Source organism: Pararhizobium sp. O133, from assembly GCF_051669845.1.
Taxonomy (GTDB): Bacteria; Pseudomonadota; Alphaproteobacteria; order Rhizobiales; family Rhizobiaceae; genus Pararhizobium.
In genome coordinates this window covers 227,979-247,588 of sequence record NZ_CP196428.1, presented here as the reverse complement: position 1 = coordinate 247,588, position 19,610 = coordinate 227,979, and the positions used below count along the sequence as shown (strand labels likewise).

General features: G+C 57.5%; 19 protein-coding genes. 10 read left to right on the top strand and 9 right to left on the bottom strand.

Annotated features, from left to right (window positions below):
- Positions 1-2 precede the first annotated feature (2 nt).
- From ACST81_RS25995 to ACST81_RS25970, 6 genes are all read right to left on the bottom strand, one after another.
- Positions 3-404 (bottom strand): DUF3085 domain-containing protein, encoded by a 402-nt coding sequence (locus ACST81_RS25995; protein WP_142859646.1) that lies wholly within the window; start codon positions 402-404, stop codon positions 3-5.
- Positions 405-417: 13 nt separating this feature from the next.
- Positions 418-1,023 (bottom strand): DUF1419 domain-containing protein, encoded by a 606-nt coding sequence (locus ACST81_RS25990; RefSeq protein WP_142859647.1) that lies wholly within the window; start codon positions 1,021-1,023, stop codon positions 418-420.
- Between the two features lie 66 nt (positions 1,024-1,089).
- On the bottom strand, positions 1,090-2,118 hold the full coding sequence (locus ACST81_RS25985) for a DUF3991 and toprim domain-containing protein (RefSeq protein WP_142859880.1): 1,029 nt from the start codon (positions 2,116-2,118) through the stop codon (positions 1,090-1,092).
- 178 nt (positions 2,119-2,296) lie between these two features.
- Positions 2,297-2,473 carry a hypothetical protein gene (locus tag ACST81_RS25980; protein ID WP_162854294.1) on the bottom strand — a complete coding sequence of 59 codons (177 nt, stop codon included), beginning with the start codon at positions 2,471-2,473 and terminating at the stop codon, positions 2,297-2,299.
- A 761-nt stretch (positions 2,474-3,234) separates the two neighbouring features.
- Positions 3,235-5,088: a HAMP domain-containing methyl-accepting chemotaxis protein gene (locus ACST81_RS25975; protein ID WP_161991860.1), complete on the bottom strand. Its 1,854-nt coding sequence runs from the start codon at positions 5,086-5,088 to the stop codon at positions 3,235-3,237.
- A gap of 564 nt (positions 5,089-5,652) precedes the next feature.
- A complete protein-coding gene (locus ACST81_RS25970) occupies positions 5,653-6,453 on the bottom strand; it encodes a GntR family transcriptional regulator (RefSeq protein ID WP_269703612.1) in 801 nt (266 codons plus the stop codon).
- A 105-nt stretch (positions 6,454-6,558) separates the two neighbouring features.
- Here ACST81_RS25970 and ACST81_RS25965 point away from each other — a divergent pair, with 105 nt between their 5' ends.
- The 10 genes from ACST81_RS25965 (at position 6,559) to ACST81_RS25920 (ending at position 15,631) form a co-directional block, all read left to right on the top strand.
- On the top strand, positions 6,559-7,614 hold the full coding sequence (locus ACST81_RS25965) for a phosphotransferase (RefSeq protein ID WP_142859650.1): 1,056 nt from the start codon (positions 6,559-6,561) through the stop codon (positions 7,612-7,614).
- 11 nt (positions 7,615-7,625) lie between these two features.
- Entirely contained in the window at positions 7,626-8,963 is a 1,338-nt protein-coding gene (locus tag ACST81_RS25960; RefSeq protein WP_142859651.1) for an aspartate aminotransferase family protein, read from the top strand.
- A gap of 72 nt (positions 8,964-9,035) precedes the next feature.
- Positions 9,036-9,797 carry a transporter substrate-binding domain-containing protein gene (locus ACST81_RS25955; RefSeq protein ID WP_142859652.1) on the top strand — a complete coding sequence of 254 codons (762 nt, stop codon included), beginning with the start codon at positions 9,036-9,038 and terminating at the stop codon, positions 9,795-9,797.
- Positions 9,798-9,859: 62 nt separating this feature from the next.
- On the top strand, positions 9,860-10,573 hold the full coding sequence (locus tag ACST81_RS25950) for an ABC transporter permease (protein WP_142859654.1): 714 nt from the start codon (positions 9,860-9,862) through the stop codon (positions 10,571-10,573).
- Positions 10,573-11,298, top strand: a complete 726-nt coding sequence (locus ACST81_RS25945) for an ABC transporter permease (RefSeq protein ID WP_142859655.1) — start codon at positions 10,573-10,575, stop codon at positions 11,296-11,298. Before ACST81_RS25950 ends, ACST81_RS25945 begins: the two co-directional genes overlap by 1 nt.
- A 17-nt stretch (positions 11,299-11,315) precedes the next feature.
- The gene (locus ACST81_RS25940) at positions 11,316-12,065 is read left to right on the top strand and encodes an amino acid ABC transporter ATP-binding protein (protein ID WP_142859657.1); all 750 of its coding nucleotides are present in this window, start codon (positions 11,316-11,318) and stop codon (positions 12,063-12,065) included.
- Positions 12,066-12,074: 9 nt separating this feature from the next.
- Positions 12,075-12,869: an NAD-dependent epimerase/dehydratase family protein gene (locus ACST81_RS25935; protein ID WP_142859659.1), complete on the top strand. Its 795-nt coding sequence runs from the start codon at positions 12,075-12,077 to the stop codon at positions 12,867-12,869.
- A gap of 31 nt (positions 12,870-12,900) precedes the next feature.
- On the top strand, positions 12,901-14,016 hold the full coding sequence (locus ACST81_RS25930; protein WP_269703605.1) for a mandelate racemase/muconate lactonizing enzyme family protein: 1,116 nt from the start codon (positions 12,901-12,903) through the stop codon (positions 14,014-14,016).
- Positions 14,013-14,849: an HpcH/HpaI aldolase family protein gene (locus ACST81_RS25925; RefSeq protein ID WP_142859663.1), complete on the top strand. Its 837-nt coding sequence runs from the start codon at positions 14,013-14,015 to the stop codon at positions 14,847-14,849. The genes ACST81_RS25930 and ACST81_RS25925 overlap by 4 nt, the downstream gene beginning before the upstream one ends.
- Positions 14,850-14,869: 20 nt before the next feature.
- On the top strand, positions 14,870-15,631 hold the full coding sequence (locus ACST81_RS25920; protein ID WP_142859665.1) for an alpha/beta fold hydrolase: 762 nt from the start codon (positions 14,870-14,872) through the stop codon (positions 15,629-15,631).
- Between the two features lie 91 nt (positions 15,632-15,722).
- On the opposite strand, the gene araD is transcribed toward ACST81_RS25920, so the two are convergent.
- Genes araD through ACST81_RS25905 form a run of 3 tightly spaced genes read right to left on the bottom strand, consistent with a single transcriptional unit; the run spans position 15,723 to position 19,355 of the window.
- Positions 15,723-17,453, bottom strand: a complete 1,731-nt coding sequence (araD, locus tag ACST81_RS25915; RefSeq protein WP_142859667.1) for an L-arabinonate dehydratase — start codon at positions 17,451-17,453, stop codon at positions 15,723-15,725.
- Positions 17,450-18,391 carry an amidohydrolase family protein gene (locus tag ACST81_RS25910; RefSeq protein ID WP_236774489.1) on the bottom strand — a complete coding sequence of 314 codons (942 nt, stop codon included), beginning with the start codon at positions 18,389-18,391 and terminating at the stop codon, positions 17,450-17,452. Before ACST81_RS25910 ends, araD begins: the two co-directional genes overlap by 4 nt.
- Entirely contained in the window at positions 18,375-19,355 is a 981-nt protein-coding gene (locus ACST81_RS25905) for a Gfo/Idh/MocA family protein (RefSeq protein ID WP_142859669.1), read from the bottom strand. Before ACST81_RS25905 ends, ACST81_RS25910 begins: the two co-directional genes overlap by 17 nt.
- Positions 19,356-19,610: the final 255 nt, after the last annotated feature.

Below are 19,610 nucleotides of genomic sequence, written 5' to 3'. Positions count from 1 at the left end.
GATCAGGACTTCGCGATCAGGGTGAGCTGCATCGAGTCCTGATGAAATGCGATGCGAAGGTGCGTCGCCTCTGGAGCCGCCGCCATCATCGGTTCCAGCTGTTCCGCGTCGATGAAATCGACGCCGTCGTCGCCGCCGAATGTCCGGCGTTTGACGTCGAACCAGTCGTCATTGGTGCTGGGATCGCACTCCTCGGCATAGACGACCAAGGGCTTGGCGCCATCGAGCAGCTTGCCGTTGGACATCAGATAAACGCCGTGATCGCCGACGAGCCAGAGGCCCGGCTTCTCGTCCTTGCCAGGGCGCAGGCCGTAATAGAGATCACGAAAGCCACCATTGGCCTCCGCATCGGCCCGACCGCGGGCAATCACCGCGCGGACGGATGTGAGCGGGAAGGAAAGCATGGCGCGACCTCCTTCATGCGGCGATCGGCGAGGGGAGGTGGCGCAGTTGCACCGGCAGCTTGGCTGCGATTTCGTCGTCGGAGAGATCGTCCAGCAGCTTCAGGGTGCTGCCCGTCTGGCCGCCGTAAAGCATGATCGTGCGCTTGCCACGCGACTCCTCCGGCCAGCGCTCGCCAGCATAACCACGATAGTCGTCCGCCGTCATACTCCAGATATGCTCAAGCCGTTCCTCGCGCGACATGGCGCGCACCGGCCGGCTCTCGCGCTCGATGATTTCGACCCGCATGCGTTCAACGGCCTGGCGGTCGGAAAGATCGCAATAGCCATGGAAATGCCGGATGACGCCGTCGATCCGCAGCGCAAAGAACACCGATGTCACCGATCCTGTCAGAAACTCGCGCATCGCAAACATCGATCCACGGATCCAGAGCGGCGGCAGGATTTCGAACATGTAGTCATGTTCGGTATCGGCGATCTCGAACCATTCGCCGGCATAGAGCGGGGCAGCGTCATCCTCCCAGCGGTTCGGACGCTGGGCGTGACGATCGAACATCCGGTACATTTGCTGGCGTGAGGCGACGCCCTGGAAGACTTTGCGGATTGCGGAAGAGGGATTCATCTGCGGCTCCTTCGGAGTGGTTCCGGACCGAAGTGCGGCACTGTCCTTCCGACCTTGCCATCCTCTTCAGTCCTTCATGACACCTTCCGGGCCGCCGGCATCGCGACCGGCCGGGTCAAGGGCCGGCTCCGCCGGGCGAAGCCTCCCTTGACGCGGGCGAAGCGAATGCGGCACGCCGCCTTCCTTCCTCTCCCTCCTTTCTTTCTCCCTGATTTTCAGGGCCTCGTTCCAGTCGTCCGCCGGCGGGCGAAGGCGCGACCAGTTGCAGCCGACGTCGTCAGCGAGCGCCCGTAACCGCTCGGCAAACATCTCGCCTTGCGGATTGGCGTCTGTCGCCGCAACTAGCAGAGCCTCGGGCCGCGATGCCATCTGCCGCAGCGCCGCCTCCGTCGACGGCGACCATCCGCCGCCGGTGCTGAGATAGAGCGTTCCATCCCGCAACCCCTCGATGGCGGCGAGGCTCATGGCGTCGATCGCAGCTTCCGTGACAGCCAGGCGCAACGCCGTGTCCTGCCCCAGGCGGAAGAGAACCTTTGTCCCTCCGGAGGCAAAACCGCGATACTCGGGACCCCGCGCCTCCCAACCGGTGACGGCTCCGGCGCTGTCGGTATGCGCTGCCCACATGCTGGCATATGGCCCCTCGCGCAGACGATCTTGCCGGATCGCGGCGCGAAGCAAAGATGCCGGCAGGAAACGCTGACCATCGAGATAAGCCCAGGTCGACGAACCGGGCCATGGACGGCGGCGTGTTTGCCATCGCTCGGATAAAGAGAGGTCGTAGTCTTGCTCTATCTTTGGAGACCGCCATTCCGGTTCCGTGATCGAAATACCGACGAGCGCGGCAACACGTCCGGCGCATTCGAGAAAGTCGACATGGTCGAGATGCGCGACGAGACCGAACACGTCGCCCTTTGCATCGCTGAGCGGATCGAACCATCCGCGCCCCTCATGGGTGACGATGACGATCTCGCTCCCCCGTCGAAACTTCACTGCCCGCCGCGTGCTTTCCTTCATATCGATGGCGAAGCCCGTCTGCTCGAGAACGGCAGCACACTTCACCCGTTCGCGGAGCGCCTCTATTTCTCTTCTGTCCATGCCTCTTCTTCCTCGCATTTCCTTGCCCGTCTCTTCTCGGGCACGCTTCCACCAGCCGCGAAGAGCAAAGGCCGCCAGGGCGCGGCTGACAATTGTCGGATCATGCAATGCCTGGGTCGGCCGCGGCGAAGCCTCCCTTGCGGCCTGCCGCTCGCAAGCGGCACTCAGGAACGGCGGCTCAATGAGCCGCCCATGGGAAAAATTCATGGACGATCTCCAGATCGTCGTCGGCGTCGATTTCGTCGGACGGAAGGACGCCGTATTCGCCGTCGACCGTGAACAGAGTGACCGGGACCATCAGGTCGCGGGAAAGCTGGAAGGCGTGGGACTGGGCGAGAGAAAGATCGTGCGACATTTGAAGTGGCTCCATCGGGAGCGGGCCAATTCCCGCTCGATGGCTCCTCACAAGGCCCGAGGACGGGCGCGATCACCGCGAGGCGAAGCCGGAGCGGCCGCAGCTTGCTAGCGGACCCCCTGCGGGTTGATCGTGGAAGATCCGGCACCGGGCCAGGACGCCATCCAAAAGAGCGGGATTGGTTTGCTCCAGCTGGAACGCTCTGTCGGGTACGGCATTCGCATTTGAGCCAGACGCTTCCCGCGGCTCTCGGCAACAAGATCGCTTCCGTTTTCAAGTCAAGAGCGGGCGTCGGGAGTGATTTGCCCCTCAATCGGGGTTAGGGAGGTTCGCCTTCTGGAGCGCCTCCGCGATCGATTTTGCCTCCAGCGTGCGTAAAGCACTTCGCAGGCAGTTTTCGATATCAACAACGCTCTTACCCTCGAGGGATGCGATCTCGGCGACGGTTCTGCCTCGATAAATCCATCGGATGCAGCTCTTTTCAAGCGGCGAAAGTATCCATTCCTTCATGACAAAAATCGCGGTTGGTTGCGCCGTGGTCGGCGGAGAGCGTGGCACCGAGTGCCCTCATCGAAACATCGGTGGAGGTGAGTTGGCGACGCCCCAACAAAAAGAGCTGCCGCCGGGACCTGGTCGACGGCAGCCAAGGTGCCTCGGAAAGTCGAAATCTCTTCTTCGCTCCTTTTCATGTAACGTTATAACATCTCGCATAATGCGATTTATGGAACTTGTTGTACTCTCGGAGCTGGACAGCCTGGAGATCACGCGATCATCCTCTCTTCGAAACTCGCCCGCGATCGAAGGGTGAGGCCGCTCACGGCAACCTTTAGAACTTGTGACCTGCGCAGGATCTCTTGCACGGTTTTGTTCCAATCATCCACCAGATGAGCGTTTTCTCGAGTCATCTTGTCAATGTGATCGACGGCTGCGTTAACGCCGCGCAAGCCTTCCGCCTGATGATTTGAGCCGACGGAAATTTCGTGGACAATTTGCGCAATTTGTTCGAAGCGCGATGCGATGAGCTTCAGAGTCGTTCCAGCTTTCGCGACTAGCTCAACACCGTGCGCAACCTGCCCTCCCGAGGTCGAAATAAGGTTATTGATCTCCTTAGCCGCGCTTGCCGAGCTTTGGGCGAGCGAACGAACTTCGGCAGCGACCACTGCGAATCCTTTTCCGGCCTCTCCGGCCCGCGCTGCTTCAACGCCAGCATTCAGCGCCAGAAGATTAGTTTGGAACGAAATTTGATCGATTGTTGCTATAATTTGCGACATTTGCGACGATGACCCCTCGATCTCGCCCATCGCAGCGACCGCATCCTCGACGACCGCTTCGGATTGCTTCGCCTCCGTTTGGACTGACCGGACAACCTCGTTGGCATTGGAGGCTCCGGCCGCGGTCCGCCCGATCGTAGAGGTAATTTCCGACAGTACACCCGCGGCCTCCTCGACAGAAGCTGCTTGTTGCTCAGTTCGCCTCGCCAGTTCATTAGAGATGGCGGTCATTTGAGCGGCGGTCTGGTTTACAGCGACGACCGTCTCGACGACGGAAGCGACCGTTTGTTCCAATGCCTCAACCGCGTCATTAAAATTTGTCTTCAGATCCTCGTACTCAGCTGAAAGAATCTGGTCGATCCGGATCGTTAGATCGCCCCTGGACAGATGGACCAGCCCGTCACGAAGTACTGACAGGGCTCGGCGCTGCTCAATGCTGGCAGCCTCGAATGCCAGTTCCGTCGAGCGCAAGCGATGATCAGTATCATCGTGTAATCGCCTCTGTTCATTTTCAAGAATTTCGCGCTCATCCAGGGCTTTACGGAAAAATGCCAGCGCCTGAGCCATTGAACCGATCTCATCTCGCCGCGTGAGACCGGGAATTGCGATCGTTCGATTGCCTGTGGCCAGACCCTGCATCGCGTTCGTGAGCCTAACGATCGGGAATGCAACACGCGACTGCATCCACGCGAATGCGCCAATGCACAAACTGGTCACCACAGCCAAACCGACTACAAAGAATAAGTTAGCCTCTTTGGCTGCTCTCGTGCCTAAGACAACAGCGGATGATGAGTTTTCTTTCTGGTATCGCTGGCCCCTTTTTATCGCATCTCGAATCCCTTTCAGGTAGGGCTGCGATTGGCCGAGCAGTAGGTCATGCGCTCCAGCCGAGTCGCCACCTGAAAGCATTCCAGCCAGAGGCGCTGTGAATTTTATGTAAGCGTCGTAAGTGAGGGAAATGTTATCGGAGTTCTTGGTTTCATCATCACCGACCGCCAGCGCTCCGTACTCCTTAATGGAGTCAGACATATCGAGCAGACCGGTTTCGAGTTCCCGTTCGGCCTTTGTGCGATCATCCTCACCCGAGAGAAGAAGCTGCAATTGACGTGACCGTACGGTCTCGAAGCGGGCGGCCAGCATTCCAAGGCTTTGTGCGGACGGGAGCCATTTGTTCGCTATCAACGTCGCCGTCGCGTTCACGGCGTTTAATCGATCCAACCCCGCGACACCCAGACCAATGGTGCTGAGAAGTAGCAACCCCATGGCCATCCCGACTTTTGCACGCATCGATAGCGAGATGGTGGTCATCGGCTTTGTCAGGCACTCAAGAAGATATACTTTCATCACGCACCCCCACGTATTGATATATCGATATACTGACGATGACCAGTAAATTTTCATTGAACCGTCACATCGAAATGGCGTGCGTCGAAATTGCTTATGACTGGGATCATGAGTGCTGTCGGAAGGTTGTTGAGGCCAGAACCAAGCAAGGCACAACCGTCTCCTGACGCAAATTTCTCGATATACAGTGGGAGGAATTCGCAAATCGCGTCCAAGGCTTCAACGAGATTACCCGCCAGGAGATCTACGAAGATCGTTCGCCTTGCGAGTGATCCTCGATGATACGCTCCAACCGAATTATCGCACCGTACTTTTGCTGGAAGCGTTTATCGGCGAGCCTATGGGCGAACAAAGTGGGGACTCAGGCCGTATTCTCAATATGTGCCTTAATTCAACATCGAAGCGAGGGCTCGGGGCCTATACGCAAATCGTGATGCGCTGGGCGCGCATTAAGATCAGAGCCGAGAAAGGCGTCGCATCAGTATCGCGGGAACGAAGCCACCGTCGCTTTCTCCTGCCGACGCGATGTTCGGCAGCACCCCAGTTCCGTCAATAAGTCTCGCATCACCGAATGTCGGTGACCGAGATATCGGCGTCCCCGCTGATCAGGTCCGGTCGCTTTTCTCGCAAGATCTGGATGGACGGAAAAGTGCTGTCCAGTTGCACCTGGAAAACCGCTGCAGCGCCCGCCTCGTCGCGCTTCCTTATCCGCTCGTAGATCTCACGGTGCTCATCGAAAACGACCGAATAATGGCTCTCAAGGGGGAAAGCCTGCCTGCGCACGCGATCGAGTTGTCCTGTTGCGTTGTGGATCGCCAGCCACGCATCTGGAAAGCCAGCCGTTTCACATATCAGTCTGTGGAACTCGTTGTCGAGCGCGAAGAACTCATCAACATCCTTCCTCTTCGCCGCGGCTTTCTGCTTGAACAGCGCCAATTCGAACTCTTTTTCATACTCCGGTTTGAAATTCCGGGCTGCCAGCTGTGTCAATCGCATCTCAATCGTGTCCCGGACCAACTGGCCCTGCAACACTTCCCGGAGGATGATCTTGTTCACGAAAGTTCCGTCGCTTGGAGCGATTTTGATCAGACTTTCTTTCGCTAGCTGTAAGATTGCCTCGCGCAATGGTGTTCGTGAAATTCCCAACTGGGCGCAAATATCCTTTTCAACCACGGCACTGTCCGGCGGCATCTTCAGCGAGATGATCGCATTGCGTAGGAGTTCGTACACCTGCGCCGATTTTGATGTCCGACCATCCAATTGGTCGGGGGAAAACAACGGCACGATTTGATCCACGGTCACCTCTGGGATACTCTCCGACAGCCGCGCGTACGCGGCGATTTTCCAAACAATATACCAATACATCGGAACACTCCAAAACTTTTGTCGGTGTGCATCCGGAGATTCTCGCTTGCCAACAGAATATTTATATACCAATATATCGGTAACGAAGGGCAAGGGAACTCATGAATGCTCCAATCAAAGCGAAATCCAGTCACGCCGGCCCTCACCGCGAAATCAACTCTGCTGACTTCTGACGAGGCCGTGGACATAGCGCTTCAGCACTACGGTCTCAGAGTTCGAGCCCACCGTCTCTCTGGAGAGAAAGACAGCAACTTCCGTATCTCCACCGAAGGTGGAGACGAGTATTTGCTGAAAGTCGTTAATCCAGGGGAAGATCCCGCCGTCACGAACATGCACACGATGGCACTACGGCATGTCGAGGAACGGGATCCGGGGATGCCGGTCCAACGGGTGGTCCCTACTCGTGATGGACGTTTGGATTTCGAGATTGATTATGGCCCCGATGACCGTCGCGCCGTGCGACTTGTTACATTCACCAAGGGCGAGCTGCAGCGTAAAAGTCCGCAAACCTGTCGGCAGCGCCGGAATATCGGAGCAAGCCTGGCACGTCTGCAAGAAGCGCTCGAAGATTTCCGTCACCCGGCTGAAGACCACTTTTCAACATGGGATCTCAAGAACACGCTCTCCCTGAAGCCGATGATCGATGAGATCAAGGATGCGTCCAAAGCGGCGGAGCTCCTAAGTTGGGTGGATCGCTTTGCGATGGAAGTCGTTCCGAAAATTCCTTCCCTACGCGCTCAAGTGGTCCATAACGATCTCAACAGCGACAACGTCGTCGTCGACCCTCATGAAACCGACCGAGTCGTTGGCATCATCGATTTTGGCGACATGGTGCGCACACCGGTTATCTTTGATGCCGCGGTGGCCGCGGCCTACCAGTTGACCGAGGCCGATGATCCTATGGCTGCGGCTTGCGATTTCCTCACGGGTTTCCATGGCAGACGCGCGTTGTTGGCCGAGGAAGTCGACGTGCTGTTTACGACCATTGTCGCACGCACGGTCATGCGCATCGCAATAACCGAATGGCGGGCTGTCCGGTTCCCGGAAAACCGCGCCTACATCCTGCGCAATACACCGCAGGCCTGGCTCCAATTTCACCGTCTCGCCGAAATCCCCCATTCCCGGGCAGCAGACATGCTTGCTCGCGCATTGTCGTTCTAGGAGTACGTTCGATGTCCTCATCCGCTTCCGCATATATGATCAACGGTTTCGATCCCAGCACCGTTGACAAGCTACCCGCCGATGAACAGGCGCTGATCGCGCGCCGGAGAAAGCTTCTCGGCCCCTCCTACAAGCTCTTCTACGAGCACCCGGTACATGTCGTGCGGGGGGAAGGCGTTTGGCTCTATGATCCAGAGGGCAATGCTTACCTGGACGTTTACAACAACGTCCCCTCCGTCGGTCACTGCCATCCTCGCGTCGTCGATGCCATAGCCAAGCAGTCCGCTATCCTGAACACGCACACCCGCTACCTGCATGACTCGATCCTCAAATATTCCGAGGACTTGCTCGCGACGTATCCGTGCGAAATCGCCAATGTCATGTATACCTGCACGGGTAGCGAAGCCGTCGACCTGGCACTGCGCATCTCTCGCTACTATACCGGCGGTACCGGTGTCATCGTCACCGCCAATGCCTATCACGGGCTGACGACCGCCGTCGCCGAGATCTCGCCTTCGATGGGTCCGAATGTCCCTATCGGCCAGCATGTCTATGTGGTCGACGCTCCGGACCAGTATCGCAGCGAGGGCGAGGACGTTGGCGAAGTGTTTGCCCAGCGCGTCGAAGACGCAATCAAGACGATGCAGCGCCATGGTATCAAGCTTGCGGCCTTCATCGCAGACGGCATCTTCTCGACCGATGGCATCCTGACCGAACCAGCAGGTTTCCTCAAGAAGACGGTCGACGTCGTTCACACCGCCGGCGGCCTTTACATCGCTGACGAAGTTCAGCCCGGGTTCGGCCGCACCGGTACGCATTGGTGGGGCTTCCAACGCCACGGCATCGTTCCCGATCTCGTGGTTATGGGCAAGCCGATGGGTAACGGCATGCCGATCGCCGGCGTCGCAGCTAAGCCGGAAGTTTTGGAGCGCTTCGGCAACGATATCCGCTACTTCAACACCTTCGGCGCCAATACGGTTTCCATTGCCGCCGCGCAGGCTGTTCTCGACGTCATCAAGGACGAGAAGCTGATGGAGAATTCCGCCAAGATCGGTGAATACATGGTCGGCGGCATGCGAAAACTCCAGGACAAGTACGAAAAAATCGGCGCGGTCCGCGGTGCAGGCCTGTTCATGGGTATGGAGTTCGTAACCGACCGCAAGTCGAAGACGCCGAACGGCAAACTCTCGCTTGGCGTTGTGAATGGACTTCGTGAAAAGCGCATGCTGATCAGCGCTTCGAGTTCATTCGGGCATGTCCTGAAGATTCGTCCTCCCTTGCCGTTCACCGTGGAAAACGCCGACCTCTTCTTGTCCGCTTTGGACGAGGTACTCGCCGAACTCTCGTAGGCCCTCGGGCCTACGCAAAAACAAAAGACGGGAAAACCCGCGCCATCCTTAACCTTCCTAAAGGGGAATGACATGAAACTCTCGCTTATCGCTACTGCCAGCGCGCTGGCGCTCACGCTGATTTCTACCGCGCACGCGGAAGACACAATCAAGATCGCCACCGAGGGCGTCTACCCTCCGTTCAACTATGTCGAAGGCGGCAAGCTGACCGGCTTTGACGTCGACATCGCCAACGCGCTCTGCGAAAAGGCGAAGCTCAAGTGCGAGATCGTCACTCAGGAATGGGACGGCATGATCCCCGCTCTTGTCGCGCACAAGTTCGACGCCATTGTCGCTTCGATGAACATCACCGAAGAGCGCAAGAAGAAGATCGACTTCACCGCGAAATACTACGACACGCCTGCGAAGTTCATGGCTCCGAAGGATGCCAAGGTCACCGATATCTCGCCCGCCGCTCTCGCCGGCAAAACGATCGGGGTCCAGGGGTCGACGACGCAGCAGAATTTCCTTGAAGCGAAATACAAAGATTCCACGATCAAGACCTACACAACCGTTGATGATGCAAGCGCCGACCTGGCCGCTGGTCGCCTTGATGTTGTCCTGTCCGACAAGATCCTGCTCGACGAATGGCTCAAGAAGTCGTCGGACGGGTCCTGCTGCGAACTGGTCGGCGACGATCTGCGTGACCCGTTGTTTGGCGCCGGCAAGGGTGTTGGTGTCCGCAAGGAGGATACGGCACTGCGTGAGAAGCTCGATGCCGCGCTGAAGGAAATCCTCGCCGATGGTAGCTACAAGACCATCAATGCGAAGTATTTCCCCTTCTCGATTTATTGAGACCGATCATCCTGGCGCCCGGCCAGCAATGGCCGGGCATTGATCTTTTCGGGAGACGACGGGTGGATCTTCTTCATTTACTTTCATTAGACCCTGAAGGTTGGGGCGGACCGCTGCTCGAAGGGCTTTCGTTGACGATCAGGCTGGCGCTCGCCACGCTTCCGTTCGGACTTCTGCTCGGCTTGGGTCTCGCACTGTTGATCAACGGCAAGCGGAAATGGCTTGCCGGCGCGGCAACTGTCTTTGCGACGACATTTCGCGCGCTGCCGGAATTGCTCACGCTGTTCATCATCTACTACGGCGGCGGAATGGTCCTGCAAAGTGTTTCACAACTGCTGTTCGGTGTCCCTTTTGGAGAATTCAGCGGATTTATCGCTGGTATGATCGCTCTCGGTATCGTTTTCGCCTCCTTCGCCTCCGAGACATTTGTGGCTGCGCTGCGCTCGATTCCGCGTGGGCAGCACGAGGCTGCCGCAGCCCTTGGTCTGTCGCGGTGGCGCACTTTTGCAAGCGTCATCGGCCCGCAGCTCTGGAGGCTTGCCCTCCCCGGCCTGGGCAATCTTTGGTTCGTGCTCCTTAAAGATACGTCATTGGTCTCCATTATCTCGCTTTCGGATCTAATGCGTCAGACTAATCTTGCCGTCGCGAATACCAAGGAACCGCTGTTTTTCTATGCCGTCGCCTGTCTGATCTATCTCGCCGTCTCGATGATTTCGTCGGGCGCCATAGGCCTGCTTGAAGCGCGATCCAATCGCGGGATTGTGGGAGGCCGTTGATGAATTTCGAGCTTTTGTCGAATTACGGTCCGAAAATCCTCTGGGGCCTCGTTGTCACGCTCCAGCTTGTCCTGACCTCAGCGCTTATCGGCGCGGTGTTTGCTCTCCCGCTCGCCATTGTGCGCAACAGCAGCTATGCAATTCCTCGCTATTTGGCCAAGGCCTATATCGTCTTCTTTCGCGGAACCCCGCTGCTCGGGCAGATATTCCTGATCTACTATGGTGCAGGTCAGATCCGTTCTGAACTGACAGCCCTTGGAGTCTGGTGGCTGTTCCGGGATGCGTATTTCTGCGCGCTCTTCGCTTTCACCTTGAACACTATCGCCTACCAGGCTGAAATCCTGCGGGGCGCGCTGAGCTCCCTGCCCCGCGGTCAGCTTGAAGCCGCAAACTCACTTGGCCTCAGCCAAACAACGACGTTCTTCCAGATCCTTCTCCCCCAAGCGATGATCATTGCGTTGCGCCCGCTTGGAAACGAGTTGATCCTTTCGTTGAAGGCTTCGGCCCTCGCAAGCGTTATCACTGTTCCTGAGCTGATGCAGGCCACGAAGCTGGCCTTCTCGCGATCGTTTGATTTCCAGGTCTATATATGGGCCGCTGTTCTCTACCTGATGATGGTGGAAACGATCCGTCGGCTGTGGGGCGTTCTCGAATTGTATCTTACCCGACATCTCCGCCATCGTGTCGCGCCGGCTAGTAAGCCGCCGGTTGTCGTGCAGGCGTGACCAATATGGAGCTTTCGATGGCCGAAAAGTCTGCCAACTGCGCCGTGGAGTTCGACAACGTCTCCAAGTGGTATGGCAACCACCAGGTCCTGACGGACATCAGCCTTCAGGTGAAGGAAGGAGAGAGGATTGTCATCGCGGGGCCTTCGGGATCGGGCAAATCAACGATGATCCGCTGCATCAATCATCTCGAGCAACATCAGAAGGGGCGGATTCTGGTCGAGGGCGTTCAGTTGACCAACGAACGGAAGCAGATTGAAGCCGTTCGCCGGGAGGTCGGAATGGTGTTTCAGCACTTCAACCTGTTCCCACACAAGACGATCCTCGAGAACTGCACCCTGGCGCTCAGGTCGGTGCGGGGCATGTCGCGTTCCGAGGCCAACGATGTGGCGATGGGCTTCCTTGAAAAGGTGAGGATCCCTGAACAGGCTAACAAGTATCCAGGACAACTTTCAGGCGGCCAGCAGCAGCGCGTCGCTATTGCCCGTTCTCTCGCGATGAAGCCGAGAATCATGCTCTTCGATGAGCCGACCTCCGCACTCGACCCGGAAATGATCCGGGAGGTTCTCGACGTCATGGTCAATCTCGCTGAGAGCGGAATGACCATGCTTTGCGTCACCCATGAGATGGGATTTGCACGACAGGTCGCCGATCGTGTGATCTTCATGGCAGATGGAAAGATCGTGGAGACCGCGCGGCCCGCCGCGTTTTTCGACAATCCCAGGGAGGCGCGTACGCGGGCCTTCCTCAGACAGCTCTTGCACTAGGCCAACACCATGAAAACGATCCTGATTACCGGAGCCGCTGGAAATGTCGGCCGACTGATCCGTCCCCTGATGAAGGATAATTATATGCTCAGGGTCACGGGGCGGAATGACTTTGCCACTGAGGTCGGAGAGGAGAAAGTCATCGGTGACCTCACATCCGCGGCGTTCTGCCGGGAGGTCGTGCGAGGTGTCGATGGCGTTGTGCATCTCGCCGGATTGGTCGGGCCCGATGTCGACTTCGAGGATACGCTTGATCCGAACTATCGCGCTGTTCTTTATCTGCTTGAAGCGTGCCGGGCATCGAAAGTGGGCCGGTTCGTTTTCGCCAGCAGTCATCATATTGTTGGTCAGTATCCTTCCGCTCGTCAATATGACCATTCTGTTACGCCCGCGCCCGATGGCTATTATGGTCTGAGCAAAGCCTTTGGCGAAGCTGCCAGCGCAATGTATGCCCAACGCTACGGCATCAAGACCATGCTCCTGCGCATAGGCAATGCTGATCCCAAAGTGGTGGACGGCCGGCGCGAACGGATCTGGACCAGTGGACGGGACATGGTCCAGCTGATCGAGATCGGATTAATGCATCCCGAGATCGGATGTGACGTCGTCTATTCCGTGTCGAACTGCCCGAACGCCGTGTTCGACAACATCCGCGCCGAGCAGCTCGGCTATCGGCCGCAGGATTTCGCCGGTGACCACAGAGCCGAGGAGTTTCGATCGCTATCGGAATTGCCCGCCGAGGCGACGACGAAAGTGGGCGGTTTTTTTGCCGTTAACCCGCTGCCCGCACCGACGCGTGACTAGAGCAAGAGATTAATCACGGGGAGGAATATATATGAAGATCATATCGGCCGAAGTTTTTCTTGTCGAGATACCCTTTGCACTGCGCGGAACGGGGGTCGGCATAATGCCTACCGCCTGGAAGACATTGGAATTTGCTCTTGTGCGATTGGAGGACGAGCTCGGAAATGTCGGGTGGGGTGAAGGCTTTGGCTATTCGCTGATAGACGCCACCAAATCCGTGATCGATCGCTTGATCCTGCCGCTTCTGGTAGGGACGGAGATCGATGACATTCCAGCGTGGAATGCAAAGACGCAGCGCCAGTTACATATGTTCGGGCGTTACGGAGTGACGATCTTCGCGATTTCCGGTGTTGACATCGCTCTATGGGATCTCAAGGCGAAACGAGCCGGAAAGCCGCTTTATCAGCTCCTGGCAGGAGAGCGCCAGGTCCGCCACGAAATTCCCTTCTACGCCAGCCTGGTTCGGTATGCTGAGCACGACCTCGTGGTCGATGCGTCAAAGCAGGTGACGGACGCGGGTTTCAACCGCATCAAACTGCATGAGATCACGCTGCCTGCGATCACCGCATGCCGGAGGACGGTGGGAAATCACACGGATATCTGCGTCGATGTCAATTGTGCTTGGTCGCGCGAATTCATTGAGAACAACCTTGCCGAACTGAAGGCGCTCGCTCTCACGTGGCTGGAAGAGCCGATTTACCCACCTGAGGATTTTTCGGCACTGGCTGCGCTCCGCGGCAAGGGGTTGAATATCGCCGCCGGTGAAAACTGGTGCACAAGCTTCCAGATCGAGCAAGCTTTGAACGCAGGCGCTGTCGATTTTCTGCAGCCGAGCATGACCAAAGTTGGCGGGATTTCCGAGTATCTGAGAATTGTGGATCTGGCAGATGCGGCCAATACGACGCTCATGCCGCATTCCCCATACTTCGGCCCAGGCTTTTATGCCTCGCTACAGGTTGCGGCTGCACGTCCATCGATCACCGCGCTGGAGTACAATTTTGTTCAACCGGAAGCCTGGCTTGCCGACGTAGAGGGTATTCGTAACGGCGACATGATCCGCGTCTCGGACCAACCCGGAATCGGCTTCGAGCCCGATCTGGATGTCGTCAAGAAATACGGTCGAGTATTAGGGAGCCGCTATCAATGAAGGCCAACGCCATCAAAACGATCTGGTCGGAGGGTGGCTGTGTCCTCAACGGCTGGCTTTCAATCGCCAATGCCTTTTCGGCGGAAATTATGGCCGAGCAAGGCTACGACAGTATCGGGATCGACCTGCAGCACGGGATTGTCGACTACCAGGCGGCGGTCTCCATGCTGCAGGCGATGCGAGCAAGCGGCGTCGTCCCGCTTATTCGTGTTCCTTGGCTCGACCCTGCCCTGATCATGAAGGCTCTTGATGCCGGCGCTTACGGCATTGTCTGCCCGATGATCAATTCGCGAGCCGAGGCTGAAAGGCTCGTGTCCTACGTTCGCTATCCACCGAAAGGAGTTCGTAGCTTTGGACCGTCCCGCGCCGCTATCTCGGCGGGCGCCAATTACGGCCAGGAAGCAGACGATCAGGTACTTTGCTTTGCGATGATCGAAACAGCGGAAGCAATGAGAAATCTCGATGAGATCGTCGCGACACCCGGTCTCGACGGTGTCTATATCGGACCTGCCGATCTGACGATCGGGCTCACGGGCATGAAATACCCGACCGGTTTCGATCGGGAAGAACCAGAGTTGATCGAGAACATCAAGCGGATCTTGAGTGCGGCGCACGGCGCCGGGATCAGCGCGGCACTTCATTGCGGAACGCCAACCTATGCAGCCAAAGCTGCAGAATGGGGATTCGACATGGTCACGGTCTCGAACGATGTCAGGTTGTTGGCGGGCGCAGCTGCCGCGAGTGTCAAAACGTTCCGTGATCTGAGGAGCGCATCAAGGTCAACCGGGGCAACCGAGCCCACGAAGCAATCAGGCGGCAAAAGCACATACTGAAACGGGAGAAAAAATCAAAAATGACAGTAAACGTTTCGCCGGCACAGGTTGTCGGGAATGGCACAACTCAGATAATAGCGGTGACCGGATGGATGGGCGATCACCGTCTGTTTGATCCGTTCCTGCCGCTGATCGATAAGCAACGCTACAGCTTCGCGCTTCTGGATGCGCGCGGCTATGGCAGTCGGATTCAGGAAGACGGCCCCTATACTGTCGAGCAGATTGCAGCGGACATTGTCGCCTGCGCCGATCGACTTAGATGGCACCGCTTTCATGTTATTGGACACTCAATGGCCGGGATGTCGGCGCAGCGTCTGGCCATTGATATTCCGGAGAGGCTTCTTTCGGCGATCCTGCTGGCACCTGTGCCAGCTTCGGGTGCAAGGATTGATGACCAGCGCAGGGAGCTTTTGCTGGCCGCGGTGCGCGACCCCGACGCAAGAAAGAAGCTGATCAGTGCAAACACCGGCGGCATCCGATCCGATGACTGGGTCGAAAGGTTGCGCGACACCAGCCTCGCTGGCACCCGTCCCGACGTGCTGGAAGCCTATATGGCATCGTGGACCGGCAAAGGATTTGCCGAAGAAATTCAGAATGCTCGCGTGCCAGTGCGTGTGATCGTCGGCGAGAAGGATCCAGGTGCGGTGCCGGAACGGCTGCGCGAGACGATCGGTTCCTGGTTCCCTGATTTCGAACTCCGCGTGCTGAAGGGATGCGGCCACTATCCCATGTGGGAGGAGCCTGCGATCTTCTCTGAGGCGTTGTTCGAAACGATTGCCTGAGCAGGCCGGCTAATCAAGAATCCTTCGGTTCCGGCGCTCGATGCGCCGGGACTTTTCCCGTTGCGACAGCTGAAGCCGATTGGAACCGCAATCAGAATATCGCGGGCTCATCGGTCGGGCCGCCGTAAGCCGATTCCAGGAAGTCAAAGTCGCAGCCTTTGTCAGCTTGCTGAATGTGCTTCGAGAACATTGCTCCGTACCCTCGGGTAAAACGTGGCGGGAGCGGTTGATATGTGGCGCGGCGGCGAGCGATCTCGTCATCGTCTAGCTCCAGTTTGATCGTCCGGTTGGGGACGTCGATCGAGATCATATCGCCAGTCCTGACAAGGGCCAACGTGCCGCCGATGTATGCTTCCGGCGCCACGTGAAGGATGCATGCTCCATAACTGGTCCCGCTCATCCGCGCATCGGAAATGCGCACCATGTCACGGACACCCTGCTTCACAAGCTTTTTCGGTATTGGAAGCATGCCCCACTCAGGCATGCCTGGCCCGCCTTGAGGTCCCGCATTGCGCAAGATCAGCACGTGATCTGCGGTCACCTCGAGATCATCAGAATCGATGACGGCCTTCATGGCAGGAAAATCATCGAAGACGAGAGCTGGACCGGTGTGCTTGAGATATTGCGGGGAGCAGGCGCTCGGCTTGATGACCGCGCCGTCCTCGGCAAGATTTCCCTTGAGGACCGCCAGCGCGCCCTCGGCGTAGATCGGATTGTCCAGCGGCCGGATGACATCGTCATTGTAGACCTCGGCGCCGGCAATATTCTCACCGATGGTATTGCCGTTGACGGTGCGTTCTTCAAGAAACAGACTGGCCTCCAGACGCTTCATAAGCGCTGGCAGCCCGCCGGCGTAATAGAAGTCCTCCATCAGGTAAGTATCTCCGCTCGGCCGGACATTGGCGATGACGGGGATGATGCGGCTTGCCCGGTCGAAGTCGTTGAGGGTCACATCGTGTCCTGCGCGACGTGCCATGGCGACCAGATGAATCACCGCATTGGTCGAACAGCCCATGGCCATCGAAACCACAATGGCATTGTCGAAGGCGTTGCGGGTCAAGATCTTGGAAGGTGTGAGATCGTCCCAGACCATATCGACGCAGCGGCGCCCGGCTTCGGCACACATGCGGATGTGGTTGACGTCAGCGGCCGGGATAGACGATGCGCCGGGCAACGTCATGCCTATCGATTCGGCGATGGCCGTCATCGTTGACGCCGTACCCATGGTCATGCAGTGGCCATGGCTTCTTGCGATGCCACCCTCGATATCCTGCCAGTCCTTGTCGGTAATGTTCCCGGCACGGCGTTCATCCCAGAACTTCCAGGCATCCGAACCGGAGCCAAGCGTCTTGCCTTTCCAATTGCCGCGGAGCATTGGTCCCGCAGGAACATAGATAGCCGGGACGCCCGCGCTGATCGCTCCCATTATCAATCCGGGCGTGGTTTTGTCACAGCCGCCCATAAGCACCACGCCATCGACTGGATGCGATCGAATAAGCTCTTCGGTATCCATAGCGAGCATGTTTCGATAAAGCATGGTCGTGGGCTTCACGAAGTTTTCTGACAGCGAAAGCGCAGGCAGCTCTATCGGAAAGCCACCAGCCTGAAACACACCCCGCTTGATATCGTCGACCCTGGTCTTGAAGTGGGCGTGGCAGGGGTTGATATCTGACCATGTATTGATGATCGCGATGACAGGCCGCCCGGCCCAGTCTTCCACATCGTAGCCCATCTGCATGATGCGCGATCGATGTCCAAACCCTTTGAGGTCGTCAGGAGCGAACCATCTGGCGCTTCTCAACGTTTCGGGAGCCTTTTTCATGGGACCAATCCATCCGTATCCGAAAAGCCGAACAGCTTTGCCGGATTGTCTACGAGAATGCGCCTGAAGACCTCTTGGTCGTTCAGCTGCGAGGCGAAATTGTCGATTGCTGCCCCGTCATCGATCGGGCGGAAAGGAACGATCCCTTCCGCAGGGATCCCGGTGCCGGCACCTGGATGTGGCCAGTTCGATCCCCAGAGGAGCCTGGAGCTATTGGCGCGAACCAGTGCTCGAACGAGCGGCATAACGTCGTCTTGCGTTGGAGATGACGACACGAGGTAGGGTGCGGAGAGTTTCACATATACATGCCCCGCTGCGACAAGATCGAGCAAGACGTCGAAGCCGGGCTGCTCGATACCTTCACCAGCGTTCGCGCGGCCAAAGTGATCGATCACCAAAGGCGTCGGTGCCTGTCTGAAATCGTTCTCCAACGCAGCCACGATCTTGAGCTCGGTGAAGATCTGGACATGCCACCCAAGAGGTTCCGCGATTTCAATCGCTTGATAGAGTTGCTTTCGAATCCTGTCGAGATCTGCGGCCGCGGCGGCCGCCAGATTGAGCCTCATACCTACAACGCCGCCATGTGCCAGGTCTTGAAGGTCGCGCGAAGGCGTCTCGTTATCCACCACTGCGATCGCTCGCGCACCGGGGCCGATCTTGGCAACTGCGTCGAGTGTGCACCGATTGTCGGTTCCATAGATACTCGGCTGGACAATAACAACGCGATCGAAGCTCAAGGCGCGTTGATGAGCTGCCAAAGCTTCGACGGGCGCCGGCGGCGGCGTGTAGGAACGGCCGTTCCACATCGGAAACTCGGCATCATTTCCGAAGACATGGACGTGACAGTCGCAAGCACCCCGGGGGACATTGCTAATAATTTCGCTGTGGGCGACGCCGAGAACCGGATCTTTCGTCATCGGATCAGTTTTCTTGCGCATGATTGGCCCACCATTGCGACTGTTGATCCTCGATGTCCTGAAGAAGACGCATAGCCGGAAGGACAGATCGACCGGTGACGCGAGGGGCTCTCCCCTCTCGAACTGCGTTGATAAAATCCCGACTGACCTGAGCATTGTTGTCCTGTTCGGACAGAACGGAATGCTCTTGCCCGCCAACTGACATAAATCCCTTTAAGATATCCAGGCGGTAAGAATCCCTATCAGTCACCGCGAAAACATCAAAGATCCTCTCGCGTGAGTAATAGGATCCCGTGCACACGATCGATTGATGCTCATCCGTTTCGACGATTGCAGCCAGTTCCATCGGAATACCCGTTTGAGGAAGCGGTGGCGGCATTATCGAGAAAGACCGCGAAATCCGGCTGGCGGCGGCTTCGGGATCGCCACCACCGCAAAGCCACAGTCCGACATCGACCAGATGGGCGCCGTGGTGCCAGAGGAGGTTGTCTGTCCAGGTTCTTCGAAGACCGGTTGAGCCGATATTTTCAAGGCGGTGGAGAAACAGCCGCGAGTGAACGTGGCGGATTCTTTCGGTGCCCTCAGCAACCCTTCTGCAGAGTTCAATATGCTCGCTTCGAAAACGCATGGGGTGCACGACGCCGAGTGCCAGTCCTTTTTGTTCAGCCTTGGCAACAACCGCTTCGGCGTCTTTGTAGTTCATGGCGAGCGGGATCTCTACGAGCACATGTTTTCCCGCGTCGAGCGCTTCAATAGCCATGGCGGCATGCGTTGCGCTCGGCCCTGCAATAATGACCACGTCGATATCAGAGGCGAGCGCTTCCGCGTAGTCCACGGTCCACTTTCGATAGCCAAACGTCTGCGCAAACTCCGCGGTGTCATCGGGTTCGCGCCCGACCAACGTATGGAGCACGCAATCCTCCTCCTTCAGGCTGTCGGAGTGCCACGTGCCCATCATGCCATGGCCAACCATACAAACCTTCATGGACACCCCTCGCGCTATCGACCTGCAATATATTGGAATATTGAAATATTGCTTATAGATGAGTCAAGTAGCCCACCGTCGAAAGAACAAGGCGAAATGTAAGATGCGAAAGAGAGGTGACGAAGCGGGTGCGGCTAAAGCGTTCGAGATCCGGTTCGAAGCAAGTGTCCCCGTCTTAGTTCAACTGACGATAAAGGCGACCGATATCATCCGCCGTCGAAGTAGGTCGTAAGCTTCTCCATCTGTCCATTGACC